Annotated in this window: 20 protein-coding genes and 1 tRNA gene; 13 read left to right on the top strand and 8 right to left on the bottom strand. The window is 65.6% G+C overall.

Features of this window, described 5'->3' with window-relative positions; genetic code table 11:
- Positions 1–14 precede the first annotated feature (14 nt).
- From AC1KAT_RS15505 to AC1KAT_RS15490, 4 genes are read right to left on the bottom strand one after another with little or no spacing between them, the layout of a single operon-like run.
- Positions 15–554: an RDD family protein gene (locus AC1KAT_RS15505; RefSeq protein WP_480327506.1), complete on the bottom strand. Its 540-nt coding sequence runs from the start codon at positions 552–554 to the stop codon at positions 15–17.
- Complete coding sequence (locus tag AC1KAT_RS15500) at positions 551–1,318, bottom strand: DUF3106 domain-containing protein (protein ID WP_480327504.1); 768 nt, start codon at positions 1,316–1,318, stop codon at positions 551–553. Before AC1KAT_RS15500 ends, AC1KAT_RS15505 begins: the two co-directional genes overlap by 4 nt.
- A 2-nt stretch (positions 1,319–1,320) precedes the next feature.
- The gene (locus AC1KAT_RS15495) at positions 1,321–1,770 is read right to left on the bottom strand and encodes a DUF3619 family protein (RefSeq protein WP_480327502.1); all 450 of its coding nucleotides are present in this window, start codon (positions 1,768–1,770) and stop codon (positions 1,321–1,323) included.
- Positions 1,767–2,333, bottom strand: a complete 567-nt coding sequence (locus tag AC1KAT_RS15490) for an RNA polymerase sigma factor (RefSeq protein WP_480327787.1) — start codon at positions 2,331–2,333, stop codon at positions 1,767–1,769. Before AC1KAT_RS15490 ends, AC1KAT_RS15495 begins: the two co-directional genes overlap by 4 nt.
- A 257-nt stretch (positions 2,334–2,590) precedes the next feature.
- Here AC1KAT_RS15490 and AC1KAT_RS15485 point away from each other — a divergent pair, with 257 nt between their 5' ends.
- The 6 genes from AC1KAT_RS15485 to pbpG all read left to right on the top strand — a co-directional run bounded on the left by AC1KAT_RS15485 (position 2,591) and on the right by pbpG (position 10,306).
- Complete coding sequence (locus AC1KAT_RS15485) at positions 2,591–4,369, top strand: acetolactate synthase 3 catalytic subunit (protein WP_480327500.1); 1,779 nt, start codon at positions 2,591–2,593, stop codon at positions 4,367–4,369.
- A gap of 158 nt (positions 4,370–4,527) precedes the next feature.
- Complete coding sequence (gene ilvN, locus AC1KAT_RS15480) at positions 4,528–5,019, top strand: acetolactate synthase small subunit (RefSeq protein WP_480327498.1); 492 nt, start codon at positions 4,528–4,530, stop codon at positions 5,017–5,019.
- A gap of 90 nt (positions 5,020–5,109) precedes the next feature.
- Positions 5,110–6,126, top strand: a complete 1,017-nt coding sequence (gene ilvC, locus AC1KAT_RS15475; protein ID WP_480327496.1) for a ketol-acid reductoisomerase — start codon at positions 5,110–5,112, stop codon at positions 6,124–6,126.
- Between the two features lie 150 nt (positions 6,127–6,276).
- Positions 6,277–7,128 (top strand): CDP-diacylglycerol--serine O-phosphatidyltransferase, encoded by an 852-nt coding sequence (gene pssA / locus AC1KAT_RS15470; protein ID WP_480327495.1) that lies wholly within the window; start codon positions 6,277–6,279, stop codon positions 7,126–7,128.
- Positions 7,129–7,510: 382 nt separating this feature from the next.
- Positions 7,511–9,052 (top strand): 2-isopropylmalate synthase, encoded by a 1,542-nt coding sequence (locus AC1KAT_RS15465; RefSeq protein WP_480327493.1) that lies wholly within the window; start codon positions 7,511–7,513, stop codon positions 9,050–9,052.
- Between the two features lie 198 nt (positions 9,053–9,250).
- Entirely contained in the window at positions 9,251–10,306 is a 1,056-nt protein-coding gene (pbpG, locus tag AC1KAT_RS15460; protein ID WP_480327785.1) for a D-alanyl-D-alanine endopeptidase, read from the top strand.
- A 75-nt stretch (positions 10,307–10,381) separates the two neighbouring features.
- Here the strand turns inward: pbpG and AC1KAT_RS15455 are convergent, their stop codons facing one another.
- The 4 genes from AC1KAT_RS15455 to hpnC form a co-directional block, all read right to left on the bottom strand.
- Positions 10,382–11,149, bottom strand: a complete 768-nt coding sequence (locus AC1KAT_RS15455; protein WP_480327491.1) for an IclR family transcriptional regulator — start codon at positions 11,147–11,149, stop codon at positions 10,382–10,384.
- 118 nt (positions 11,150–11,267) lie between these two features.
- On the bottom strand, positions 11,268–12,551 hold the full coding sequence (gene hpnE, locus AC1KAT_RS15450) for a hydroxysqualene dehydroxylase HpnE (protein ID WP_480327489.1): 1,284 nt from the start codon (positions 12,549–12,551) through the stop codon (positions 11,268–11,270).
- Complete coding sequence (gene hpnD, locus AC1KAT_RS15445; protein ID WP_480327487.1) at positions 12,551–13,399, bottom strand: presqualene diphosphate synthase HpnD; 849 nt, start codon at positions 13,397–13,399, stop codon at positions 12,551–12,553. Before hpnD ends, hpnE begins: the two co-directional genes overlap by 1 nt.
- On the bottom strand, positions 13,396–14,253 hold the full coding sequence (hpnC, locus tag AC1KAT_RS15440) for a squalene synthase HpnC (RefSeq protein WP_480327485.1): 858 nt from the start codon (positions 14,251–14,253) through the stop codon (positions 13,396–13,398). Before hpnC ends, hpnD begins: the two co-directional genes overlap by 4 nt.
- A gap of 195 nt (positions 14,254–14,448) precedes the next feature.
- Here hpnC and AC1KAT_RS15435 point away from each other — a divergent pair, with 195 nt between their 5' ends.
- The 7 genes from AC1KAT_RS15435 (at position 14,449) to lon (ending at position 25,000) form a co-directional block, all read left to right on the top strand.
- The gene (locus AC1KAT_RS15435) at positions 14,449–15,582 is read left to right on the top strand and encodes an efflux RND transporter periplasmic adaptor subunit (protein ID WP_480327483.1); all 1,134 of its coding nucleotides are present in this window, start codon (positions 14,449–14,451) and stop codon (positions 15,580–15,582) included.
- 11 nt (positions 15,583–15,593) lie between these two features.
- Complete coding sequence (locus tag AC1KAT_RS15430; RefSeq protein WP_480327482.1) at positions 15,594–18,788, top strand: efflux RND transporter permease subunit; 3,195 nt, start codon at positions 15,594–15,596, stop codon at positions 18,786–18,788.
- A gap of 66 nt (positions 18,789–18,854) precedes the next feature.
- A tRNA-Leu gene (locus tag AC1KAT_RS15425) sits at positions 18,855–18,941 on the top strand.
- A 30-nt stretch (positions 18,942–18,971) separates the two neighbouring features.
- The gene (tig, locus tag AC1KAT_RS15420) at positions 18,972–20,279 is read left to right on the top strand and encodes a trigger factor (protein WP_480327480.1); all 1,308 of its coding nucleotides are present in this window, start codon (positions 18,972–18,974) and stop codon (positions 20,277–20,279) included.
- Between the two features lie 148 nt (positions 20,280–20,427).
- Positions 20,428–21,051: an ATP-dependent Clp endopeptidase proteolytic subunit ClpP gene (gene clpP / locus AC1KAT_RS15415; RefSeq protein WP_480327478.1), complete on the top strand. Its 624-nt coding sequence runs from the start codon at positions 20,428–20,430 to the stop codon at positions 21,049–21,051.
- 130 nt (positions 21,052–21,181) lie between these two features.
- Positions 21,182–22,450: an ATP-dependent Clp protease ATP-binding subunit ClpX gene (gene clpX / locus AC1KAT_RS15410; RefSeq protein WP_480327476.1), complete on the top strand. Its 1,269-nt coding sequence runs from the start codon at positions 21,182–21,184 to the stop codon at positions 22,448–22,450.
- A gap of 123 nt (positions 22,451–22,573) precedes the next feature.
- Entirely contained in the window at positions 22,574–25,000 is a 2,427-nt protein-coding gene (gene lon, locus AC1KAT_RS15405; protein ID WP_480327474.1) for an endopeptidase La, read from the top strand.
- Positions 25,001–25,048: the final 48 nt, after the last annotated feature.

Raw genomic sequence — 25,048 nt, 5'->3', positions numbered from 1 at the left:
GTGCCCACCTGCGTTCAGTCGCGGGTGCCGGTGAGTGTGGGGCGGTGCGTCACCAGGCGCGTGCCGCAGAGCGCGTCGTGCCAGAACTGGCGTTGCGGGTGCAAGAGCGCCAGCAGCGCATACGCCACGATGCCCACGAGCACGGCGCCCAGCGACTCCCATCGGGTCCAGCCATTGAGCGCCGACAGTGCCGCAGCTGGCGCAAACCACGCGCAGGCCGCGATGAAGCGCAGTGCCGAACGCGCCACCGAAGGCGTCTGGCCATCTGCGGCCACGAGCTTGATGTGCCAGGTCTGCATGGGCAGTGTCTGGCCGCGCTTCGACCAGAACCACACGAAGTAGGCGCCGTAGAAGAAGAAGGTGTAGACGCGCAGCGCCGCCTCGCTTTGCAGGGGGTGCTGCTGGCCGCTCCAGGCCACGAACAGGGCGCCGAGGGCTCCGGGGATCAGGCCCAGCCCGAAAAGAATCAGCGCCTCGTAAACCAGGCAGGCCATGCGACGGCGCAGGCTGGGCGTATCGACGGCGCCCGCCGTTTGCAAGAGGACGGCGCTCATGGCTGCTTGGGTTTCTGCTGCGCGCCGGCGCCTTGCGGGCCGCGCTTGGGCAGCAAGGTGCTGTTGTCAACGAAGCCGGGCGTGGCGGCGATCTTGGGCTGCCCGGCCTGCTGGTGCACCGGCGGCGTCGGCTTCTTGGAAATGGGATTGGTGGTCGCACCCGGCCGCGCTTGCGTCACAGCCGGCGCCACCGGCTTCGGCCGTGCGCCGTCGGGCACGCCGGGCACGATGCTCGATTTGGTGGTCGGCCGATCGCCTGGGGACCGATTGGCGTCGCGTTTCTTGTCACGCGGGCTGCCGGGTTGCGAGCCTTTCTCGGCGAGTTCCTGGCGGCGGTCGGCGGGCAGGGCGTTGTAGGCCTCCCAGCGGGCCTTGCGTTCCTCGGGCGAAAGCTGCTGTGCGTCCTGGTAGTTCTGCCGGGCGCGGCCGCGCTCGGTGGGCGTCATGCGCGCCCAGGTGGTCATGCGTTCTTTGATGCGGGCCTGCTCGGCGGCGGGCAGGCGCGGAAAGCGGTCGGCGATCTCGATCCACTTCACCTTGCGGGCCGGCTCGAGTTGGTTCCAGTCACGGGCCAGGGGGCTCAGCACCGACTTTTGCGCCGGCGTGAGTGACACCCACGCGGGGCCCTCGCTGTTTGCGGTGACATTGGCTTGGGCCGAGGCAGGTGTGGGGGCGATGACCAGCGACCCGCCCAGCAGCAGGGCCGCGCAGATCAGGGCGCTGAGGGTGAGGCGTTCACGCGGCGATGCAAGGGCAGGGCGCACCGTCAGTCCCGAGGTGTCTTGAGGAATTCGAGAAAACCAGGATCGCCGTAGGCGTCGGGTGGCAGGTCGTCGGCGAGCAGGGAGACATCGATCTCGGCGGCCGCTGAAATTTGGTTCCGGTCGTGCCAGTGCTGAATGAACAGGAGGCCGGCGATCAGCGCGAGCAGCGGCAACAGCACGGCGAGCTTGGTCCAGCGCGGCGCGTCATCGGGCCCCCCCAGGGTGAGCGTGGTGCCGCCTCGTTCGGACCCGTTGACCTTGCCGGCCCGGGCAGGCGCCGCCTGTTTGACCCGGGCCCGCGCGAGCGCCTGCTCGCGTGCATGGCGCAGGCGCTCGGAGATGTCCGGTGACAACTGGTCCGACTGCTCGGTCAGGCCGGCGGTCAGGCGCAGCGCAAAGCGCGCCTGGATCGCATCCTGGCGCGCCGTGGTCGTCGTGTCGTTCTTGTTCATAGCGATATTCCCCTTGCCTTCAGGACCGACGCCAAAGCCTGCACCGCGCGTGAGCAGTGCGTCTTGACGCTGCCTTCCGAGCAACCCATGACGGCGGCGGTTTCGGCGACGTCGAGTTCCTCCCAGTAACGCAGCAAAAAGGCCTCGCGTTGACGCGTAGGCAACTGAGCGACCGCCGAATCGATCTGAAGCAGTATCTGCGCCCGCGAAAACGAATCTGCCGCGCTTTCCGTGGCAGATGACTCGGATTGGGCGGTCAGAGTTTCCAGCAAGTCGAAATCGCCGTCCTCGTCCGAGCCTTCGTAGTCGGAAAAGTTGCGAACGACGGCGTTTTTGACCTTTTGCCGCCTGAACCAGTCCATCGTCGCGTTGGACAGGATGCGGTGGAAGATCAGTGCCAGCTCGGCCACGGGCCGGTCAGCGTATTTCTCGGCCAGGCGGATCATCGTGTCCTGCACGATGTCCAGCGCTGCTTCGTCGTCCCGAACGGCATAGAACGCACGCTTGAAGGCGCGCTTCTCGACACTTTTCAGGAAGTCGGAAAGTTCTTTTTCAGAAGCCAAAACGAGGGGGCCGCGGTCGGCCGATCCAAAGCGGGCGGGATTATGGCACCCGGGCTCGTGCGGCACCGCCGCATTTCTTGGTTCATCCGCCGAGCGATGCCATAATCCCGCCTCTTTGCAAAACACAGTGGGTCTTTGCGAGGACGGCCGACCTGGCCCCCTCGTCATCAGATCGCCGCAGGTACCACATCCGCCTCACGAGGGCGCGAAGAGGTGCACCAATGGATTTTCGTTAGAGAAATTCACAAAGGTTCAATATGGACATGTCTGCCGCGGAAATCAAACGCGCCGCCACGGCGCAGCCGCAATCCCCCCAAGCCTCCGACGAGCCGAACGGCTCCGAGATCCTCGTCCGCTGCCTCCAGGCTGAGAACGTCAAGTTCCTCTGGGGCTATCCCGGCGGTGCGGTCTTGTATATCTACGACGCGCTCTACAAGCAAAACACCATCGAGCACGTGCTCGTGCGCCACGAGCAGGCGGCCGTTCACGCGGCCGACGGTTATGCGCGCGCCACGGGCGACGTGGGCGTCGCTCTCGTCACCTCGGGCCCGGGTGTCACGAATGCCATCACCGGTATCGCGACCGCCTACATGGACTCGATCCCGATGGTGATCATCACCGGCCAGGTGCCCACGCCCGCCATCGGCCTCGATGCCTTCCAAGAGTGCGACACGGTCGGCATCACGCGTCCCATCGTGAAGCACAACTTCCTCGTGAAGGACGTGAAGGACCTGGCGCTGACGCTCAAGAAAGCCTTCCACATCGCCCGCACCGGCCGTCCCGGCCCGGTCGTGGTCGACATCCCGAAGGACGTTTCGCTCAACCGCACCGCGTTCCACTACCCCGAGACGGTGGAGATGCGCTCGTACAACCCCGTCCGCAAGGGCCACGGCGGGCAGATCCGCAAGGCCGTGCAGTTGCTGCTGCAAGCCAAGCGGCCGTACATCTACACGGGCGGCGGTGTCATCCTCGGCAACGCGTCGGCCGAGTTGCGCGAACTCGCCAACCTGCTGGGCTACCCCGTCACGAACACGCTGATGGGCTTGGGCGCGTTCCCGTCGAGCGATCCGAAGTTCCTGGGCATGCTGGGCATGCACGGCACGTACGAAGCCAACATGACGATGCAGAACTGCGACGTTCTGATCGCCGTGGGTGCGCGCTTCGACGACCGCGTGATCGGCAACCCGAAGCACTTCGCCTCGGTCGAACGCAAGATCATCCACGTGGACATCGACCCCTCGTCGATCTCGAAGCGCGTGAAGGTCGACATCCCCATCGTGGGCGACGTGAAGGACGTGCTGCAGGAGCTGATCGCGCAGATCAAGGAAGCGCAAGCCAAGCCCGACGCCAACGCTCTGTCGGCCTGGTGGAGCCAGATCAACGAATGGCGCAAGCGCGAGTGCCTGGTCTACAAGAACAGCTCCGAGGTCATCAAGCCGCAGTACGTGGTCGAGAAGCTCTGGGAAATGACCAAGGGCACCGACACTTACATCACGTCGGACGTGGGCCAGCACCAGATGTGGGCCGCGCAGTACTACCGCTTCGACGAACCGCGCCGTTGGATCAACTCTGGCGGCCTCGGCACGATGGGCGTGGGCCTGCCTTACGCGATGGGCATCAAGCTCGCCAAGCCTGACGCGGACGTGTTCTGCATCACCGGTGAGGGCTCGATCCAGATGTGCATCCAGGAGCTCTCGACCTGCTTCCAGTACAAGACGCCGGTCAAGATCATCTCGCTCAACAACCGCTACCTGGGCATGGTGCGCCAGTGGCAGCAGCTCGATTACGGCGGGCGCTACTCGCACAGCTACATGGACGCGCTGCCCGACTTCGTGAAGCTCGCCGAGGCCTATGGCCACGTCGGCCTGAAGATCGAGAGCCCGGCCGACGTCGAGCCGGCGCTGCGCGAAGCGATGAAGCTCAAGGACCGCACCGTCTTCCTGGACGTGCGCACCGACCCGACCGAGAACGTCTGGCCGATGGTGCAGGCGGGCAAGGGCATTTCCGAAATGCTGCTGGGGTCCGAAGACCTGTGACGCGCTGAACGTGGCGACGAGGTGGCGCGTTACCGTGCGCCGCTCACCCGCCACGGAATGCCCCGAACTGCTTCGGCCCATTCACTTCACCTGATTGAGCAGTGCCGCCAAGGGCCGCCGGTTACCGCCGTCGGCCTGAAGAACGCGCTGAAACCACCATGAAACACATCATTGCCCTGTTGCTCGAGAACGAGCCTGGCGCACTCTCTCGCGTGGTCGCCTTGTTCTCGGCCCGCGGCTACAACATCGAAAGCCTCACGGTCGCCACGACCGAAGACTCGTCGCTTTCGCGCATGACCATCGTGACCAGCGGCAGCGACGACGTGATCGAGCAAATCACCAAGCACCTGAACCGCCTGATCGAAGTCGTGAAGGTCGTCGACCTGACCGAAGGCAGCTACACCGAACGTGAGCTCATGCTCATCAAGGTGCGTGCCGTCGGCAAAGAGCGCGAAGAGATGAAGCGCATGGCCGACATCTTCCGTGGCCGCATCATCGACGTGACCGAGAAGAGCTACACGATTGAACTCACCGGCGACAGCGGCAAGCTGGACGCCTTCCTCGAAGCCATCGACCGCGCGGCCATCCTCGAGACCGTCCGCACCGGCGCCAGCGGCATCGGCCGTGGCGAGCGCATCCTGCGCGTCTGACCGATCCATCCACGACGCGCAACCCTTGCGCGACCGGCGAGCCTGCTCGCTGCCCGACCGACCCCCCGACAGATTTTTTTGGAGAGAACGATGAAGGTTTACTACGACAAGGACGCTGACCTCAGCCTGATCAAGGGCAAGAACGTCACGATCATCGGCTACGGCTCGCAAGGCCACGCCCACGCGCAAAACCTGAACGACAGCGGCGTGAAGGTCACCGTCGGCCTGCGCCGTGGCGGCGCTTCGTGGAGCAAGGCCGAGAACGCCGGCCTGAAGGTCGCCGAGATCGCCGATGCCGTGAAGTCGGCCGACGTGGTCATGATCCTGCTGCCCGACGAGCAGATCGCCAGCGTCTACAGCAAGGAAGTCGAGCCCAACATCAAGCAAGGCGCTTCGCTGGTGTTCGCCCACGGCTTCAACGTGCACTACGGCCAGGTCGTGCCGCGTGCCGACCTCGACGTCTGGATGGTCGCCCCCAAGGCCCCGGGCCACACCGTGCGAGGCACCTACGCCCAAGGCGGCGGCGTGCCGCACCTGATCGCCGTGCATGCCGACAAGACCGGCAAGGCGCGTGACCTGGCCCTGAGCTACGCGGCGGCCAACGGCGGCGGCAAGGCCGGCATCATCGAAACCAACTTCCGCGAAGAAACCGAAACCGACCTGTTCGGCGAACAAGCCGTGCTGTGCGGCGGTGCCGTCGAGCTGATCAAGGCCGGTTTCGAGACGCTGACCGAAGCTGGTTACGCGCCCGAGATGGCCTACTTCGAGTGCCTGCACGAGCTGAAGCTGATCGTCGACCTGATCTATGAAGGCGGCATCGCCAACATGAACTACTCGATCTCGAACAACGCCGAGTACGGCGAGTACGTCACCGGCCCGAAGGTCGTGACCGAGGCGACGAAGAACGCGATGCGCCAGTGCTTGAAGGACATCCAGACCGGCGAATACGCCAAGAGCTTCATCCTCGAGAACAAGGCCGGTGCGCCGACGCTGCTGTCGCGCCGCCGCCTGACGGCCGAACACCCCATCGAGCAAGTCGGCGAACAGCTGCGCGCGATGATGCCGTGGATCAAGAAGAACCGCCTGGTCGACCAGTCGAAGAACTGATCGGCGCTTGCGCTGTCAAAGGGCCGCCGGGGCAACCTCGCGGCCTTTTTTTCGGCCGTTGTTTCTTGGAGGCGTCCGTCCTCTTTTCCGTGGCGCGATCCGGGCTGGTTCCAGCCGTTTTGCCCTCCACCCCTGCGCTATCCTCGCCCGATGAACGAACCCCAGCCCCTCGTGCCTGTTCCCATCGACGACCTGCCCGACGCCGATCTCGACGACGCGCCGCGCCGCCCGCGACGCAAGGGCATCTACATCCTGCCCAACCTCTTCACGTTGGCGGCGCTGTTCGGCGGTTTCTACGGCATCGTGATGGCGATGAACGGCCGCTTCGAGCAGGCGGCCATCGGCATCTTCTGCGCCATGGTGCTCGACAGCCTCGATGGCCGCGTCGCGCGCATGACCAACACGCAGAGCACCTTCGGCGAACAGATGGACAGCCTGTCCGACATGGTGTCTTTTGGTGCTGCGCCGGCGCTCATTGTTTACGAATGGGCTTTGCGCGGGCTCGACAAGCTCGGTTGGATTGCCGCCTTCGTGTACTGCGCCTGTGCCGCGCTGCGCCTTGCGCGCTTCAACACCAATCTCGCCGTGGTGGACAAGCGGTTCTTCCAGGGCCTGCCCAGCCCGGCGGCGGCGGCACTGGTGATGGGCTTCATCTGGCTGATGGACGACTACGGCTACCGGGGTCGGGCCGAAGGCCCCTGGCTCGAATGGACGGCGTTCGCTTTCACGCTCTACGCCGGCCTCACGATGGTCACGAACATTCCGTTCTACAGCTTCAAGGATGTGAGCTTCAAGCGCTCGGTGCCCTTCATCGTGATCGTGGCGATTGCGCTGGCGATTGCGTTGATCACCCTGCACCCGCCGCTCGTGCTGTTTGCGCTGTTCTGCTTCTATGGCCTGTCGGGCTATGGCGTCTACGTCTGGAAGCGCATGAAGGGTCGCCCCGTCAGCGTGATCGCCACATCGATGGATGAGCCGGATGAAGAGGGCCTTCATCGCTGATTGCGCTGAAACCTGCGTGCTATATTCGCCGCCATGTATTCCGCGTCCACGATCACGCTAGCGCTACTGGGAGACCCACGGGCTCGCTGATCGTTCACGTCTACGCGTTTGCGCATCATCCAACGGCCCGTATGCAACCTGCAGCGGGCCGTTTGATTTTGGAATGCAGGTTGCGAACATGTCTCTGACGGAGTCATCATCATGTCGAAGCAACCCATCCTGAAAACAAGCGTCGCACGCACCGATCGCCGGCCAACCCCGGCGCGGCGCGACCGAGGCAACGATGGAGACATGGCCGAGCTAGGTCGTCTGCCGCGGCGTCTTTGACCCGCCCTGACGCCACACGACCACGACCTCTGCCCACGAACACAGGAGCCCCACCATGACCGACAAGCTCATCATCTTCGACACCACCTTGCGCGACGGCGAACAGTCGCCCGGCGCCTCCATGACCCGCGACGAAAAGCTGCGCATCGCGCGCCAGCTCGAACGCCTGAAGGTGGACGTGATCGAAGCGGGGTTTGCGGCCTCGTCCAACGGCGACTTCGAAGCCGTCAAGGCCATCGCCAACGCGATCAAGGACAGCACCGTCTGCTCGCTGGCCCGCGCCAACGACCGCGACATCTCGCGGGCGGCCGAGGCCCTGGCCGGCGGCAACTCGACGCGTATCCACTTCTTTCTTGCCACCAGCGCGTTGCACATGGAGAAGAAGCTGCGCATGACGCCCGACCAGGTCTTCGAGCAGGCGAGGCTCTCGGCGCGCTTCGCCCGCAACCTGATGGCCGACATCGAGTTCTCGCCCGAAGACGGCTACCGCTCGGACCCGGACTTCCTGTGCCGCGTGCTCGAAGCCGTCATTGCCGAGGGCGTCACCACGATCAACATCCCCGACACCGTCGGGTATGCGATCCCGGAGCTGTACGGCGACTTCATCCGCAACCTGCGCGAGCGCATTCCCAACTCCGACAAGGCCATCTGGTCGGTGCATTGCCACAACGACCTGGGCATGGCGGTCGCCAACTCGCTCGCGGGTGTGAAGATCGGTGGCGCACGCCAGGTCGAATGCACGATCAATGGCCTGGGCGAGCGTGCTGGCAACTGCTCGCTCGAAGAGGTGGTGATGGCCGTGCGCACGCGGCGCGACTACTTCGGGCTCGACGTGGGCATCGACACGACGCAGATCGTGCCGGCTTCGCGCCTCGTGTCGCAGACCACCGGCTTCGTGGTGCAGCCGAACAAGGCCGTGGTGGGCGCGAACGCCTTCGCGCACGCGTCCGGCATTCACCAGGACGGCGTGCTCAAGGCGCGCGACACCTATGAAATCATGCGTGCCGAAGACGTGGGCTGGGCGGCCAACAAGATCGTGCTGGGCAAGCTTTCCGGGCGCAACGCCTTCAAGCAGCGTCTGCAAGAACTCGGCATCGAACTCGAATCGGAAGGCGAAATCAACGCCGCCTTCGCCAAGTTCAAAGAGCTGGCCGACCGCAAGAGCGACATCTTCGACGAGGACATCCTCGCGCTGGTGATGGACGAGTCGGTGACCACCGAGCAAGAGCACTACCGCCTGCTGTCGCTCGCGCAGCGCTCTGAAACGGGCGAACGCCCCCATGCCAAGGTGGCGTTTGCGGCCGGCAGCGAAGAGCTGCACGCCGAGAGCGACGGCAACGGCCCGGTGGACGCGAGTCTGAAGGCCATCGAGTCGCGTGTGCAAAGTGGCGCGGAAATGCTGCTCTATTCGGTGAATGCCATTACCACGGGAAGCACAGAATCTCAAGGTGAGGTCACCGTTCGTCTGCAACATGGCGGTCGGGTGGTCAACGGCGTGGGGGCCGACCCGGACATCGTGGTCGCCTCGGCCAAGGCCTACCTCTCTGCACTGAACAAACTGCACAGCAAAAACGAGCGCGTGGCGGCCCAGGGCTGACCACTGAAAACCCCGCTCTCAACCTGGCACCCAGGTTGAGAAAAGGCGCGTAAGTTTTTGATCTTGCGCGCCTTTTTTCTTTGACCTACACTCGGCCGCACCGAGAGTTAGGGGGTTGTTGTGTCGTTTCTGAGCCACGTGTCTTCCGTGTTGCGCCTCCCGTCGCTGCTCGCCCTTGTTGTGGCGCTGGCCTTGCCCATGGCCGCCGGCGCGGCTGTCAGCAAGCAAAAATCCGCCAAGAAGCGGCCCGTGGCCACCAGCACCGTTCGTGCCTCGAAGAAGGCGGTGAAGCCGACCAAGGCGCTGCGGGCCTTGTCCCCCTCGAAGTCGGTCGTGTCCAAGCGTGTGGTGGTTCAGCGCGGCGGCCGCCGCGTGGTGCTGCGCACACGTGCCCCCGTTCACATCGACCCGCCGCGTCCGTCTTTTGGCCAGGCCTTCGGCTTGCACGAAACGGTGGACCCGCTCGAACTGAAGTCGAGCGTGGCCCTGGTGATCGACCAAGACACCAACGAAGTGCTGTTCAGCAAGAACCCGCAAGCGGTGCTGCCCATTGCCTCGCTGACCAAGCTGATGACGGCGTTGGTCGTGACTGAAGCCCAACTGCCGCTGCACGAAATGCTGACGGTCAGCCAAGACGACGTGGACACCGAAAAGGGCAGCAGCTCGCGCCTGCAGGTGGGCACGCAACTCACCCGCGAAGAGATGCTGCACCTCGCGCTGATGTCGTCCGAAAACCGCGCCGCACACGCACTAGGCCGTCATTACCCGGGCGGCTTGCCGGCTTTCGCTGCGGCGATGAATCAAAAGGCCGTCGAGCTGGGCATGCGCGACACGCGTTTTGTCGAGCCGACCGGTCTGTCGAGCCGCAACCAATCCAGCGCGCGTGACCTGGCCACGCTGGTCAACGCGGCCTATGCGCACCGCATCATCCGCGAGCTGTCCACCTCGCACGAATACCAAGTGGCCGTCGGCCAGCGGCAGCTGCAGTACCGCAACACCAACGGCCTGGTGCGCAGCCCCGAGTGGGACATCGGCCTGCAGAAGACGGGCTACATCTCGGAAGCCGGCCGTTGTCTCGTGATGCAGGCCCGCATGGCCGGCCGCAAGCTGATCATGGTGTTTCTGGATTCGACGGGGCGCTACTCGCGGATCGGTGACGCCGAACGCGTGCGCCGCTGGCTGAACGAGACCATGGTGGTGCCTTCGGTCGTGCCGACCCAGGTGCACGGCGGCGAGCCCAAGGTCACGTCCTGACGCGGGCCCCCCGGCCCACAAAGCAAGAAGCCCGGCATTGCCGGGCTTCTTGCTTTGTGGCGGGGCGCGACAGCCTCAGCCGCGGTGCCCGAGTGCGGCCGAGATCTGCGCGGCCGTGGACTTGAGGCGGTCCATCCACGCTTCTTCGAGCCGGTCGGCCGGTGCCGAGATCGACAAGCCGGCCACCAGCTTGCCCTGGTCGTCGAGGATGCTGGCCGCCATGCAGCGCACGCCGAGTTCGAGCTCTTCGTCGTCGCGCGCGATGCCCGATTGGGCGACGCGGCCCAGCTCGCGTTCGAGTGCGGCGAGCTCGGTGATGCTGTTCTTGGTGTGGCCGGCCAGCCCGGTGCGCGTGGCGTAGGCGCGCACGCGCTGCGGGTCGTCTTGCGCGAGAAAGAGCTTGCCGACCGAGGTGAGGTGCAAGGGCGCGCGGCCCCCGACGGCCCGAACCACCTGCATGCCCGAGCGTTCGCTGTAGGTGCGTTCGATGTAGACGATCTCATCGCCCTGGCGCATGGACAGGTTCACCGGCTGGTGGGTGATCTTGTGCAGCTCGCGCATCGGGCCGAGTGCTGCGTCGCGCACGTCGAGCCGCGCCTTCACGAGGTTGCCCAGCTCCAGCAGCCGCATGCCGAGGCGGTAGCTGCCGGCCTCGGGGCGGTCCACGTAGCGGCCGAGCGTCAGGTCGTTGAGGATGCGGTGGGCGGTGGACGGGTGCAGCCCCGCCTGTTCGCTGATGAGCTTGAGCGAGACCGGGTCCTGGTGCGAGGCCAGCAGGTCGAGCAGCGCGAACATGCGTTCGAGCACCTGGATGGCGGGGGTCTGGCTCTCTTTGCTCTTCATGGGACCGGATTTTCACTGAGTTCCACCAATTTTTGTATGGCGAAAACAGTTGGCGCATCCCGGGATCGCCCTTTTCGGTCTGCCGGCGCGGCGGGCGGGACGCGTCGATCCGCGCCGTTCAGCCGGCGGTCAAGGCCTCGATGGCCGCCGTGCCCGCCCGCATCGCGCCTTCGAGCGTGGCCGGGTAGGGCCCTGCGACGTGGTCACCCGCCGCAGCCAGGCCCGGCGCGATGCGGATCGGCGGACGGTCCAGCCCCGGCGTGCACAGGAAGGTCGCCCGCTTTTCGGTGATGACCCGCAGCACCTCGGGTGGTGCGGCCAGGTGCGGGGCGAGTGCGGCGCGGGCCTGCCGCAGCGTGGCGAGGCCGACGGCCTCGGCGCCTTGCGCCGACCAAGCGGCCGCGCCGCTGACGACGAAGGCCAGCGTGTCGGCCGGCCCGCCCAGCGCCGACAGGTCGAACACGAACTGCGCGGGCGATTCGCCATCGGCCCGCAGCGCGAGCATCGGCAGGGGCAGCCGCGTGCCGGCACTGCGCACGTACACGGTGACGATGGGCTCGTAGCGAAACGCCTGGGCCCGCGACGACCATGCCGGCGCATGGGGCGCCGCCAGCCGAGCGGCTTCGCTGGCCGAGCAGGCGAGCACGACACCATCGGCCTCTTCGCCATCGACCTGCCAGCCGTGCGCGCTGCGGGTGATGGCGTTGACGCGGCGTGTGAGGTGCAGCGTCGCGCCCTGCGCGGCGAGCCACTGCGCCGCCGGCTGCGGCCACAGCGCGCTGAGCCGCACGCGCGGCAGCAGCAGGTCGGCCGAGCCGGGGCCCGAGAAGAGGGCGTCTTTCAGCACGCGCAAGAACACGCGTGCGCTGGCCTGCGGGGCTGGCGTGTTGAGCGCGGCCACGCACAGCGGGTCGAGCAGTTCGTCGCGCACGCGGCGTGGCATCTTGTTGATCAGCGATTCGACCGTCCGCGAGGCCTCGCAGCGAAAGCCGCGCAGCGCCCAGCCGGTGGCAGCGCTCAGCAGGCCGAGCTTGTCGCGCCACGACCAGCCCCGGCTGCCCAGCACCGCGCGGGCGAAGGCGGGCAGGGGCGCGCCGGGCGGCAACTGCAGCCCGCTGCCATCGGGGTAGACCACGCGCAGCGGCATGCGCAGCAGCAGTTCGTCGGGCTTCGCGCCCACGTGGCGCATCAAGGCGAGCGTGTGCGTGTAGGCGCCGATCAGGATGTGCTGGCCGTTGTCGAGCGCCAGGCCGTCGCCATTGACTTCGCGGGCCCGGCCGCCGAGCTGGGGTGCCATCTCGTAGAGGGTGACGCGGTGACCGCGGCGCACCGCTTCGACCGCGGCGGCCAGCCCCGCCCAGCCGCCGCCGACCACGGCGATGTACCTGGCGCCGCCGGCCATCAACGGCCCCGGACGTGCGTGCGCAGGGCGATCCAGAGCTTGCGCAGCGGCGTGAGCGACACGCGCTGGTGCAGCACCTGAAAGCCGCCGGCTTCGATTTCGCGCAGCAGCGTGCGGTAGATGTTGGCCATCATCAGCCCGGGCTTTTGCGCCTGGCGGTCGGCCTCGGGCAGCAGCGCGAAGGCCTCGTCGTAGAGCGCGTGGGCGCGTTCGGCCTGAAAGCGCATCAGCGCCGTGAAGCGGCTGCTGTAGCCGAAGGGCTTGGTGCGTTTGAGCAACTCGTGCGCTTTCACCTCGAACTGCTGCAACTCGGCCACCGGCAGGTAGATGCGGCCGCGCCGCGCGTCGTCGCCCACGTCGCGAATGATGTTGGTGAGCTGCATCGCCAGGCCGAGCTTGTGCGCGTACTTCAGCGTGTTGTCGTGCGTGGCGCCGAAGATGCTGGCCGCCACCTCGCCGACCACGCCGGCCACCAGGTGGCAGTAGCGCGCCAGGCCCGGGAAGTCGAGGTAGCGCGACTGGTCGAGGTCCATCTGGCAGCCGTCGATCACGGCGTACAGGTGCTCGGCGCGGATGTTGTACGTGGCCACGTGCGGGCGCAGCGCGCGCATCACCGGGTGGCTGGGGTCGCCGGCGAAGGCGCTGGCGACTTCTTTGCGCCACCACGCGAGCTTGTTGGCGGCTACGCTCGGGTCGAGCATGTCATCGACGATGTCGTCCACCTCGCGGCAGAAGGCATAGAAGGCCGTGATCGCCGCACGGCGCGGCGGCGGCAGAAACAGGAACGCGTAGTAGAAGCTCGAACCGCTTTTCGCGGCCTTGTCTTGCACGTATTGCTCAGGCGTCATGGGCGGGCCTCGTGCAGCGTGGCGGCGGGTGCGCGGCGCATGCGCAGCGCGCGCCAGGCCATCGGGGCGAGGTCGAAGGCGTTCAGGGTCGGGCGTTGGCCCAGCGTGGCGAAGCCGAGTCGTTCGATGCGGTCGAGGATGCGCAGCCCGCCTTGCACCACGAAGCGAAGTTCCCAGCCGGCGCGGCCGGGCAGGGCGTGGACGAGCGGCGCGCCGCTGCGCATCAGTTCGCGCGTCCAGCCGACCAGCTCGGCCACCAGGGCGCGCAGCGCGGGCGAGTCTTGCCCGGCGAGCACGGCCTCGGGCGCGACCCCGGCGCGGGCGCAATCGGCCAGCGGGATGTACAGCCGGCCCCGGCGCGTGTCCACGCTCAGGTCTTGCCAGAAGTTGGCCAGTTGCAGCGCGGTGCAGATGGCGTCGGACTGGCGCAGCGCGTCGCTGCCCGTCACGCCGTACAGGTGCAGCAGCAGGCGCCCCACCGGGTTGGCCGAGCGCCGGCAGTAGTCGAGCAGCTCGGCGCGGTCGGTGTAGCGGTGCTGGGTGAGGTCTTGCAGAAACGCGTCGAGCAGGTCGTCGAGCAAGGGCACGGGCAGGCGGTGCTTCGCCAGGCTGCGCTGCAGGGGGCCGAAGACGGCGGCCCAGCGTGGCGCGGGCGCTTGCCCGGCGGCCACCGCGTGCAGTTCGGCGCGGTAGGCCAGCAGGTCGGCCCGGCGCTCGTCGGGCGAGGCCTCGCCCTCGTCGGCCAGGTCGTCGGCCGTGCGCGCGAAGCCGTAGATGGCCGCGACCGCCGGCCGCAGCGCGGGCGGGCACAAGACCGAAGCGACAGGGAAGTTCTCGTAGTGATCGACGCTCATGCGGCGCGGCGAGGCTCAAGCGGACAAGGCGCGCATTGTCGCTGCATGCGCCGTGCGCGAATTTGCTGCTGCGACGCGCAAAAGTGGTTTGACAAGGCATTTGGGCGACGAATACATTACTGACCGGTCAGTCAGTTGTGCCCGGCGCCCGGTTGGCGCGTCGGATCGAAAACGCCCTTGCTCCGAGAGAGCCCCATGCGCACACCCTTCATCCTCGCCCTGGTTTGTGCGGCCGCCTTGGCCGCGTGCTCACGTTCTGAACCCGCGCCCGAGCCCGTCCGCGCGGTGCGCGCGATGACCATCGCGCCCGAATCGGCCGGTGGCCGCTACGAGTACGCCGGCGAGGTGCGGGCCCGCACCGAATCGCGCCTGGGGTTTCGGGTGGGCGGCAAGCTCGTGCGTCGTTCGGCGGACCTGGGCGATGCGGTCAAGGCGGGCCAGGTGCTGGCGCAACTCGACCCGCAAGACCTGAAGCTCGGGCAAGACGCCGCGCGCGCCAGCCTCGGGGCGGCCCAGGCCAACTTCGACCAAGTCGCCGCTGACTTCAAGCGCTTCAAAGAGCTGCGTGACCAGGGCTTCATCAGCTCGGCCGAACTCGAACGCCGCGAGACCGCGCTCAAGTCGGCGCAAGCCCAGCTCGACCAGGCGCGTGCCCAGGCCAGCGTGCAGGGCAACCAGGCGGGTTACTCGACCCTGGTGGCTGACGCGAGCGGCGTCATCACCGGCATCGATGCCGAGCCGGGCATGGTGGTCGCATCCGGCGCGCCCGTGCTGCGCCTCGCGCACGACGGCCCGCGTGACGTGGTGTTCGCTGTGCCCGAGGACAAGGTCGGCCTGATCAAGGCCATCGCCACGCAGCCTGATCGCTTCAAGGTGCGGCTGTGGGGACAAGACGGCGCCACGCTGCCCGCGACCATCCGCGAGATCGCCGCGGCGGCCGACCCGGTGACGCGCACCTTCCTCGTCAAGGCCGACATCGGCAACGGCAAGACGGCCGCGCAAGTGCGCCTTGGGCAGACGGCCACGGTGCTGGTCGAGGCGCCCACCACGCAGGGCGTGACCAAGCTGCCGCTTTCGGCGCTGAAGGAAGAGCAGGGCCAGACCGTGGTGTGGGTGCTCGACAAGGCCAGCATGACCGTGCAGCCGCAGCGCGTGGACATCGCCGGCGGGCATGGCAATGACGTGGTGCTGCGCTCGGGCCTCACCGCCGGCCAGGTCATCGTGACCGCGGGCGTGCACGTGCTCACGCCGGGGCAGAAGGTCAAGCTCTACGCCGAGCCGGGCGCCAAGCCCACGCTGGCCAGCAGCACGCCGGTGGCCGTCAAGTGAGCGAGGCCGCCATGAACACCGCTGCCACCCCCGCAGCGCGCGACGGGGCGCGCTTCAATATCTCGCGCTGGGCACTCGAACACCCGGCGCTCACCCGCTACCTGCTGGTCGTGCTGATGCTGCTGGGCGCGGTGGCGTACTTCCAGCTGGGGCAGGACGAAGACCCGCCGTTCACCTTCCGCGCGATGGCGATCCGTGCCTACTGGCCGGGTGCCACGGCGCAGCAGATGGCCGACCAGGTCACCGACAAGATCGAGAAGACGCTGCAAGAGGTGCCTTACGCCGACAAGATCCGCAGCTACTCGAAGCCGGGCGAGACGCTCATCCTCTTTCAGGTGAAGGACTCGTCGCCGCCGAAAGAGATGCAGCAGATCTGGTACACGGTGCGCAAGAAGATGGGCGACGTGCGCGGCACGCTGCCGGGCGGCGTGGTCGGGCCCTTCTTCAACGACGAGTTCGGCGACGTGTACGGCTCGATCTTCGCGTTGAGCAGCGACGGCTTCAGCTACGAAGAGCTGAAGAGCCACGCCGACCGCGTGCGCCAGCAACTGCTGAAGGTGAAAGACGTCAACAAGGTCGAGATCTTCGGCGCGCAGGACGAGAAGGTCTACATCCACGTGTCGCCCAAGCGGCTGGCGCAACTCGGGCTCGACTTCAACCAGGTGCTCGCGCAGATCGGCCAGCAGAACGCGGTCGAATCGGCTGGCGTGCTGCGCTCGCCGACCGACTTCGTGCAGGTGCGCGTGGGCGGGCAGTTCAACACGGTCGATGAGCTGGCGAACTTCCGCATCCGCGCGGGCGGCAACAGCTTCAAGCTGGGTGACATCGCCGAGGTGAAGCGCGCCTATGTGGACCCACCGCAGGTGAAGGTGCGCCACCAGGGGCAAGAGGTTCTGGCGCTGGGTATTTCGATGGCCAAGGGCGGCGACATCGTCGAGCTGGGCAAGTCGTTGCAGTCCGCGACCACGAAGATCCGCGCCGACCTGCCCGTGGGCATCGAGCTGAAGCAGTTCCAGAACCAGTCGAGCGTGGTGCAACGCTCGGTGGGCGAGTTCATCGCGGTGCTGATCGAGGCGGTGCTCATCGTGCTGGTCGTGAGCTTTGTGGCGCTTGGGCTGCACAAGAAACCAGGCGGTGGCCGCTTCAGCTACACGCTCGACTGGCGTCCGGGGGCGGTGGTGGGCATCACCATTCCGCTGGTGCTGGCGATCACCTTCGTCACCATGTACTACTGGGGCGTCGGGCTGCACAAGATCTCGCTCGGCTCGCTGATCATCGCGCTCGGCCTGCTGGTGGACGACGCGATCATCGCCGTCGAGATGATGGTGCGAAAGCTCGAAGAGGGCTACGACAAGGTGCGCGCCGCGACCTTCGCGTACGAAGCCACCGCGATGCCCATGCTGACCGGCACGCTCATCACGGCGGTGGGTTTCCTGCCCATCGGCCTAGCGAAGTCGTCGGTGGGTGAGTACACCTACGCGATCTTTGCCGTCACGGCGGCGGCGCTGGTCATCTCGTGGCTGGTGTCGGTCTACTTCGTGCCTTACCTCGGCACCTTGCTGCTCAAGACCAAGCCGCATGCCGACGACCAGCCGCACGAGCTGTTCGACACGCCGTTCTACTCGCGCTTTCGCCGGGTGGTCGATTGGTGCGTGCAGCACCGCTGGATCACCATCGCGCTGACCATCGGCACGCTGCTGCTCGGCCTGTTCGGCATGGGCAAGGTGCAGAACCAGTTCTTCCCCGATTCGAGCCGCCTCGAAGTGCTGGTGAACGTTTGGTTCCCCGAAGGCTCATCGTTCGAGGCCAATGAGGCGGTGACGAAGCGTGTCGAGGCACGGTTGATGCAGCTCGAAGGTGTGGACAACGTCACCACCTGGGTGGGCAGCGGTGTGCCGCGCTTTGCCCTGGTGCTCGACCAGATCTTTCCGCAGAGCAACGTCAGTGAGCTGATCGTCATGCCCAAGGACATGGCAGCCCGCGAACGCCTGCGGCACCAGTTGCCCGAGCTGATGGCGACCGAGTTTCCCGAGGTGCGGGCGCGCGCCAAGCTGCTGCCCAACGGGCCGCCGGTGCCGTACCCGGTGCAGTTCCGCGTCGTCGGCACCGACCCGGCCCAGGTGCGCCTGTATGCCGACGAGGTGAAGGCGCTGATGCGCAACAACCCCAACATGCGTGGCGTCAACGACAACTGGAACGAGTCGGTCAAGGTGCTGCGCCTCGAAGTGGACCAGGACAAGGCGCGTGCGCTGGGCGTGTCGAGTCAGTCCATCGCGCAGGCTTCGCGCATCAACACGCTGGGCAGCACGGTCGGCCAGTACCGAGACGGCGACAAGCTGATCGACATCGTGCTGCGCGTGCCCCCCAATGAGCAAGACGCCATCACCGATCTGGCCAACGCTTACGTGCCCACGGCCAGCGGCCGCAGCGTGCCGCTGTCTCAGGTGGCGCGCGCGAGCTTCAGCTGGGAGCCGGGCGTGCTGTGGCGCGAGGGCCGCGACTACGCCGCCACGGTGCAGGGCGACATCGTCGAGGGCCTGCAGGGGGCGACGGTCTCGGCACAGCTCAACCCGCTGTTCGACCCCATCCGCGCCAAGATGCCGCCGGGCTACCGCATCGACGTGGCCGGCGCGGTCGAAGAAAGCAGCAAGGGGCAGGGCTCGATCGCGGTGGGTCTGCCGATCGCGCTGTTCATCATGTTCACGCTGCTGATGCTGCAACTGCACAGCTTCAGCCGCTCGGTGCTGGCCTTCATCACCGGCATCTGGGGCATCGCCGGCGTGGCGGGGGCCTTGCTGCTGCTGAACCGGCCGTTCGGCTTCGTGGCGCTGCTGGGCGTGATCGCGCTGCTGGGGATGATCATCCGCAACTCGGTGATCCTGCTCGACCAGATCGAGCAGGACCGCGAGCGTGGCGTGCCGACCTGGACGGCGGTGGTCGAGGCGGCCGTGCGGCGCTGCCGCCCGATCATCCTGACGGCGGCGGCGGCGGTGCTGGCGATGATCCCGCTGTCGCGCAGCGTGTTCTGGGGGCCGATGGCCGTGGCCATCATGGGCGGCCTGATCGTCGCCACCGTGCTCACGCTGCTGGCGCTGCCGGCCATGTATGCCGCGTGGTTCCGCGTGAAGCGTCCGGAAGACGAAGCCGCCTCAGCCGAGGGAAAAACAGGGGGCGTGCCGGCTGGAAGCCTGGCGACTAGCGGCTAAAATCTTGGGTTTACCGGATCGCCCCAGGGGGAAGCTTCGGCTTCCCCTTGTCATTGCAGGTTGCCCGCGCGGGTGGCGAAATTGGTAGACGCACCAGGTTTAGGTCCTGACGCCAGCGATGGTGTGGGGGTTCGAGTCCCCCCCCGCGCACCAGCAACACAAAACCAGAGAGTCCAAAGAATCATGGCTGTCACTGTTGAAACCCTCGAGAAGCTCGAACGCCGCATCACGCTGACGCTCGCCGCCGACACCATCAAGAACGAAGTCGAGTCGCGTCTGAAGCGTCTGGCCCGCACCGTGAAGGCCGACGGCTTCCGCCCGGGCAAGGTGCCCATGAGCGTGGTGTCGCAGCGCTATGGCTACTCGGTGCACTACGAAGTCATGAACGACAAGGTCGGCCAGGCCTTCGAGCAAGCCACCAGCGAAGCCAAGCTGCGTGTCGCTGGCGCCCCCCGTATCACCGAAAAAGAAGGCGCCCCGGAAGGCCAGGTCGCTTTTGACGCGGTCTTCGAGGTCTACCCCGAGGTCAAGCTCGGCGACCTGAGCACCGCCGAAGTCGAACGTGTCTCGACCGAGGTGACCGAAGAGGCCATCGACAAGACGCTCGACATCCTGCGCAAGCAGCGCCGCACCTTCGCGCAGCGGCCTGCGGCCGAAGCCGCCGCCGATGGCGACCGCGTCACCATCGACTTCGAAGGCAAGATCGACGGCGTGCCCTTCGAGGGCGGCAAGGCCGAAGGCTTCCAGTTCGTCCTCGGTGAAGGCCAGATGCTCGAGGCCTTCGAGAAGGCCGTGCGCGGCATGAAGACCGGCGAGTCGAAGACTTTCCCGCTGCAGTTTCCGGCCGACTACCACGGCAAAGACGTGGCCGGCAAAGAAGCCGACTTCCTGGTCACGCTGAACAAGATCGAAGCGCAGAACCTGCCCGAAGTGAACGAATCCTTCGCCAAGGGCCTGGGCATTCCCGACGGCACGGTCGAAGCACTGCGCGCCGACATCAAGCGCAACCTCGAACGCGAAGTGAAGTTCCGCGTGCTGGCCCGCAACAAGTCGGCCGTGATGGATGCGCTGGTCAAGTCGGCCGAACTCGATGTGCCGCAGGCGCTGGTCGAGGGCGAATGCGATCGCATGATCGAAAACGCCCGTGCCGACCTGAAGAAGCGCGGCATCAAGGACGCCGACAAGGCACCGATCCCGCGCGAAATCTTCAAAGAGCAAGCCGAGCGCCGCGTGCGCCTGGGCCTGGTGGTCGGTGAACTGGTTCGCGCCAACAACCTGAATGCCAAGCCCGAGCAGCTGCAAGCCCACATCGAAGAGATGTCGCAGAGCTACGAAAAGCCGGCTGAGGTGATGCGCTGGTACCTGAGCGACCGTTCGCGCATGGCCGAAGTCGAAGGCGTGGTGATCGAAAACAACGTCACCGACTTCGTGCTGGGCAAAGCCAAGGTTGTGGACAAGGCCCTGCCGTTCGACGAGCTGATGGCGGGCTGATCTTCCCGGCGTCGAGCCCCTGAGGGGCGCTGGTCGTCAGGCCGGCGCCCTTTGTCCTTTTTGCGGGCCTGTTCGACGTTTTGACCCTCTCTTGAAGCGACATAATCAGTCGCCACATCTACCGTTCATCTTTCCAAGGACAACCTTCATGAGCGCGCTGGAAACACAAGGTCTGGGCTTGGTGCCCATGGTGATCGAACAGTCGGGTCGCGGCGAACGCGCCTACGACATCTACAGCCGGCTGCTGCGCGAGCGCGTCATCTTCCTGGTCGGCCCGGTCAACGACCAGTCGGCCAACCTGGTCGTGGCGCAGCTCCTGTTCCTGGAGAGCGAAAACCCCGACAAGGACATTTCGCTCTACATCAATTCGCCAGGCGGCTCGGTGAGCGCAGGCATGTCGATCTACGACACGATGCAGTTCATCAAGCCCGACGTGTCCACGCTGTGCATGGGCATCGCGGCCAGCATGGGCTCGTTCCTGCTGATGGCCGGCGCCAAGGGCAAGCGCTTCGCGCTGCCGAATTCGCGCGTGATGATCCACCAGCCCTCGGGCGGTGCACAGGGCCAGGCGACGGACATCGAAATCCACGCCCGCGAGATTCTCAAAACGCGCGAGCAGCTCAACCGCATCTACGCCGAGCGCACCGGGCAACCCATCGAGAAGATCCGCTCCGACATGGAACGTGACTTTTTCATGGACCCCGAAGAATCAAAGGCCTACGGCCTGATCGACCAGGTGATCCACAAGCGTAGCCTTCCGGAGACAAAGTGAGTCGCCAAATCGGCATCTGATACCCGCGTAACTGCGACCGAAACGGGGCCTTTCTTGCGGACAAGGCCCCGTTTTCTTTTGCTCTATCATTGTTCGCACCCCCTTTTCCACGCTCTGCGCAGCTGCACCCATGGCCGAAAAAAAAGGCTCCTCCAGCGAGAAAATTCTTTACTGCTCTTTCTGCGGAAAGAGCCAACACGAGGTGAAGAAACTCATCGCCGGGCCGTCGGTCTTCATCTGTGATGAATGCATCGAGCTCTGTAACGACATCATCCGTGACGAGGTGCCTGCTGAAGGCGCCGAAGCACGCGCGACGAAGTCAGATCTGCCGGTGCCGAGCGAGATCAAGTCGAGCCTCGACCAGTACGTGATCGGCCAGGACGCCGCCAAGCGCACGCTCTCGGTGGCGGTCTACAACCACTACAAGCGCCTGAAGCACATGGGCGGCTCGAAGGACGAGATCGAGCTGTCCAAGAGCAACATCCTTTTGATCGGCCCCACGGGCTCGGGCAAGACCCTGCTGGCGCAAACGCTGGCCCGTCTGCTGAACGTGCCCTTCGTGATCGCCGACGCCACCACGCTGACCGAAGCGGGTTACGTGGGCGAAGACGTCGAGAACATCATTCAGAAGCTGCTGCAGAACTGCAACTACGACGTGGACAAGGCCCAGCGCGGCATCGTCTACATCGACGAGATCGACAAGATCTCGCGCAAGGCCGACAACCCCTCGATCACGCGCGACGTGTCGGGCGAAGGCGTACAACAGGCTTTGTTGAAGCTGGTCGAAGGCACGATGGCCTCGGTGCCGCCGCAAGGTGGGCGTAAGCACCCGAACCAGGACTTCTTGCAGATCGACACGACGAACATCCTGTTCATCTGCGGCGGCGCGTTCGACGGCCTCGAGAAGGTCATCCAGAACCGGTCCGAGAAGTCGGGCATCGGCTTCGGGGCGACCGTTCACACGAAGACCGAACGCCGCGTGTCGGAAGTCTTCCGCGAGGTCGAACCCGAGGACCTGATCAAGTTCGGCCTGATCCCCGAACTGGTCGGTCGCCTGCCCGTGGTCGCCACGCTGGGCGAACTGACCGAAGACGCGCTGGTGCAAATCCTCACCGAGCCGAAGAACGCGCTGCTCAAGCAGTACCAGAAGCTGTTCTCGATGGATGGCGTCGAGCTTGAGGTGCGCTCGTCGGCCCTGCTGGCCATCGCCCGCAAGGCGCTGGCGCGCAAGACCGGCGCCCGTGGCTTGCGTTCCATCATGGAGCAGGCGCTGATCGACACCATGTTCGAATTGCCGACGCTGGACGGGGTCGTCAAGGTCGTGCTCGACGAGCACACCATCGAAGAAGACGCAAAGCCGTTGCTGGTTTACAAGGAACAGGCGAAAGCCAGCGCCTGAGGGAGCGAATCGTCACACCGAAAACCGGGAATCCTGATCACCGTTGGCGCTGTTCTTGAGAGCGCCCGCTTCTTGCAATTGACCCCTCAGGCCCGACATGGGTCTTGAGAAAGAGAGGTTCCAATGTCTGGACATCCCGTTTTGCCCGCCGAACCCCTGACCATGCCGCTGCTTCCGCTGCGGGACGTGGTGGTGTTCCCCCACATGGTGATCCCGCTCTTCGTGGGACGCCCCAAGTCCATCAAGGCCCTCGAAGCCGCGATGGAAGCCGGCCGCCAGATCATGCTGGTCGCGCAACGTGCCGCCGGCAAAGACGAACCCAAGCCCGACGACATGTTCGAGGTGGGTTGCGTCTCCAGCATTCTGCAAATGCTCAAGCTGCCCGACGGCACCGTGAAGGTGCTGGTCGAAGGCATCCAGCGCGCCAACACGCGCGCCATCCGTGACAACGGTGAGCACTTCGTCGCCGACGTGACGCCGGTGCCACCCGAGCTCGAGACCAAACCCGAAATCGAGGCGCTGCGCCGCGCCGTCACGCAGCAGTTCGACCAATACGTCAAGCTCAACAAGAAGATCCCGCCGGAGATCCTGACCTCCATCGCGGGCATCGACGACGCTGGCCGACTGGCCGACACGATTGCAGCGCATCTGCCGCTGAAGCTCGAAAACAAGCAGGCCGTGCTCGACCTCTTCGCGGTCGACAAGCGGCTGGAGAAGCTGCTCGAACAACTCGAACACGAGGTGGATATCCTCCAGGTCGAGAAGCGCATCCGTGGGCGCGTGAAGCGCCAGATGGAAAAGAGCCAGCGCGAGTACTACCTGAATGAGCAGGTCAAGGCCATCCAGAAGGAGCTCGGCGACGGCGAAGACGGCGCCGACATGGAAGAGCTCGAGAAGAAGATCATCGCGGCGAAGATGCCGAAGGATGCTCGCAAGAAGGTCGATGCCGAGCTGAAGAAGCTCAAGCTGATGTCGCCGATGTCGGCCGAAGCGACCGTGGTGCGCAACTACATCGACACACTGATCAACCTGCCCTGGACCAAGAAGACCAAGATCAAGCACGACCTCTCGCACGCCGAAGAGGTGCTGAACGAAGACCACTACGGTCTGGAGAAGGTCAAGGACCGCATCCTCGAATACCTCGCAGTGCAACAGCGCGTGGACAAGGTCAAGGCGCCGATCCTGTGCTTGGTCGGCCCTCCGGGGGTCGGCAAGACCTCGCTCGGCCAAAGCGTGGCGCGCGCGACCGGACGCAAGTTCGTTCGCATGGCCCTGGGCGGCATGCGTGATGAGGCCGAGATCCGCGGGCACCGCCGTACCTACATCGGCTCGATGCCGGGCAAGGTGCTGCAAAGCCTCAGCAAGGTCGGCACGCGCAACCCGCTCTTCCTGCTCGACGAGATCGACAAGCTGGGCATGGACTTCCGGGGCGATCCGTCGTCGGCACTGCTGGAAGTGCTCGACCCCGAGCAGAACCACACCTTCAGCGATCACTACGTCGAGGTCGATTTCGACCTCTCGGATGTGATGTTCATTGCCACGTCCAACTCGATGAACATTCCGCCGGCCTTGCTGGACCGGATGGAAGTCATTCGCCTCTCGGGCTACACCGAAGACGAGAAGGTCAACATCGCGCAGCGCTACCTCTTGCCCAAGCAGTGCAAGAACAACGGCGTGAAAGACGAGGAGATGGAAGTCACCGAGTCGGCTGTGCGCGGGATCATCCGCTACTACACGCGGGAAGCCGGGGTGCGCTCGCTCGAACGCGAGGTGTCGAAGATCTGCCGCAAGGTGGTCAAGGGCATCCAGCTCAAGCAGTACACCGAGAAAGTGGTCGTCACCGACGAGAACCTGAACGACTTCCTGGGCGTGCGCAAGTTCGACTACGGCCGCGCCGAAAAGCGCAACCAGGTCGGCCAGGTCGTGGGTCTCGCGTGGACGGAAGTGGGCGGCGATCTGCTGACGATCGAAGCCGCGGTGATGCCGGGCAAGGGCAACATCATCCGCACCGGCTCTTTGGGCGACGTGATGAAGGAATCCGTCGAAGCCGCACGTTCGGTGGTGCGCAGCCGCGCCGCGCGCCTGGGCATCAAAGACGAGCTCTTCGAAAAGCGCGACATCCACATCCACGTGCCCGATGGCGCAACGCCCAAGGATGGACCGAGCGCGGGTATCGCCATGACGACGGCCTTCGTGTCGGCATTGACCAACATCCCGGTGCGTGCTGACGTGGCGATGACGGGTGAGATCACCTTGCGGGGTGAGGTGACGGCCATCGGCGGCTTGAAGGAAAAGCTGCTCGCGGCTCACCGGGGCGGCATCAAGACGGTGTTGATCCCGGAAGAGAACGTAAAGGACCTTCAGGACATTCCCGAGAACGTCAAGAATCACCTCGAGATCGTGCCGGTGAAGTGGATCGACCAAGTGCTGGAGGTGGCTCTCGAAGCCGCGCCTCAGCCCCTGGCCGAGGAAGAGGTCGCGAAGGTCGACGCGAAGGCAGAGGCTCCCGCCGCGGCTGCTCCGGGCACCAACGAAGTCATCAAGCACTGAGAGAAAAAGTGAGCTGAAGGTCTTGCAAGACCTTCAGCTTTCGACATA

It is taken from the genome of Piscinibacter sp. PDB5-1 (genome assembly GCF_056676035.1).
Note: the sequence above shows the minus strand (reverse complement) of the source record. Positions and strands in the feature narration are given on the sequence as shown.

Coding starts and splice junctions, on each gene's coding strand:
- AC1KAT_RS15505 (WP_480327506.1), bottom strand. CDS start 554: ATGAGCGCCGTCCTCTTGCAAACGGCGGGCGCCGTCGATACGCCCAGC.
- AC1KAT_RS15495 (WP_480327502.1), bottom strand. CDS start 1,770: ATGAACAAGAACGACACGACGACCACGGCGCGCCAGGATGCGATCCAG.
- AC1KAT_RS15485 (WP_480327500.1), top strand. CDS start 2,591: ATGGACATGTCTGCCGCGGAAATCAAACGCGCCGCCACGGCGCAGCCG.
- ilvN (WP_480327498.1), top strand. CDS start 4,528: ATGAAACACATCATTGCCCTGTTGCTCGAGAACGAGCCTGGCGCACTC.
- ilvC (WP_480327496.1), top strand. CDS start 5,110: ATGAAGGTTTACTACGACAAGGACGCTGACCTCAGCCTGATCAAGGGC.
- pssA (WP_480327495.1), top strand. CDS start 6,277: ATGAACGAACCCCAGCCCCTCGTGCCTGTTCCCATCGACGACCTGCCC.
- AC1KAT_RS15465 (WP_480327493.1), top strand. CDS start 7,511: ATGACCGACAAGCTCATCATCTTCGACACCACCTTGCGCGACGGCGAA.
- pbpG (WP_480327785.1), top strand. CDS start 9,251: ATGGCCGCCGGCGCGGCTGTCAGCAAGCAAAAATCCGCCAAGAAGCGG.
- AC1KAT_RS15455 (WP_480327491.1), bottom strand. CDS start 11,149: ATGAAGAGCAAAGAGAGCCAGACCCCCGCCATCCAGGTGCTCGAACGC.
- hpnE (WP_480327489.1), bottom strand. CDS start 12,551: ATGGCCGGCGGCGCCAGGTACATCGCCGTGGTCGGCGGCGGCTGGGCG.
- hpnD (WP_480327487.1), bottom strand. CDS start 13,399: ATGACGCCTGAGCAATACGTGCAAGACAAGGCCGCGAAAAGCGGTTCG.
- hpnC (WP_480327485.1), bottom strand. CDS start 14,253: ATGAGCGTCGATCACTACGAGAACTTCCCTGTCGCTTCGGTCTTGTGC.
- AC1KAT_RS15435 (WP_480327483.1), top strand. CDS start 14,449: ATGCGCACACCCTTCATCCTCGCCCTGGTTTGTGCGGCCGCCTTGGCC.
- AC1KAT_RS15430 (WP_480327482.1), top strand. CDS start 15,594: ATGAACACCGCTGCCACCCCCGCAGCGCGCGACGGGGCGCGCTTCAAT.
- tig (WP_480327480.1), top strand. CDS start 18,972: ATGGCTGTCACTGTTGAAACCCTCGAGAAGCTCGAACGCCGCATCACG.
- clpP (WP_480327478.1), top strand. CDS start 20,428: ATGAGCGCGCTGGAAACACAAGGTCTGGGCTTGGTGCCCATGGTGATC.
- clpX (WP_480327476.1), top strand. CDS start 21,182: ATGGCCGAAAAAAAAGGCTCCTCCAGCGAGAAAATTCTTTACTGCTCT.
- lon (WP_480327474.1), top strand. CDS start 22,574: ATGTCTGGACATCCCGTTTTGCCCGCCGAACCCCTGACCATGCCGCTG.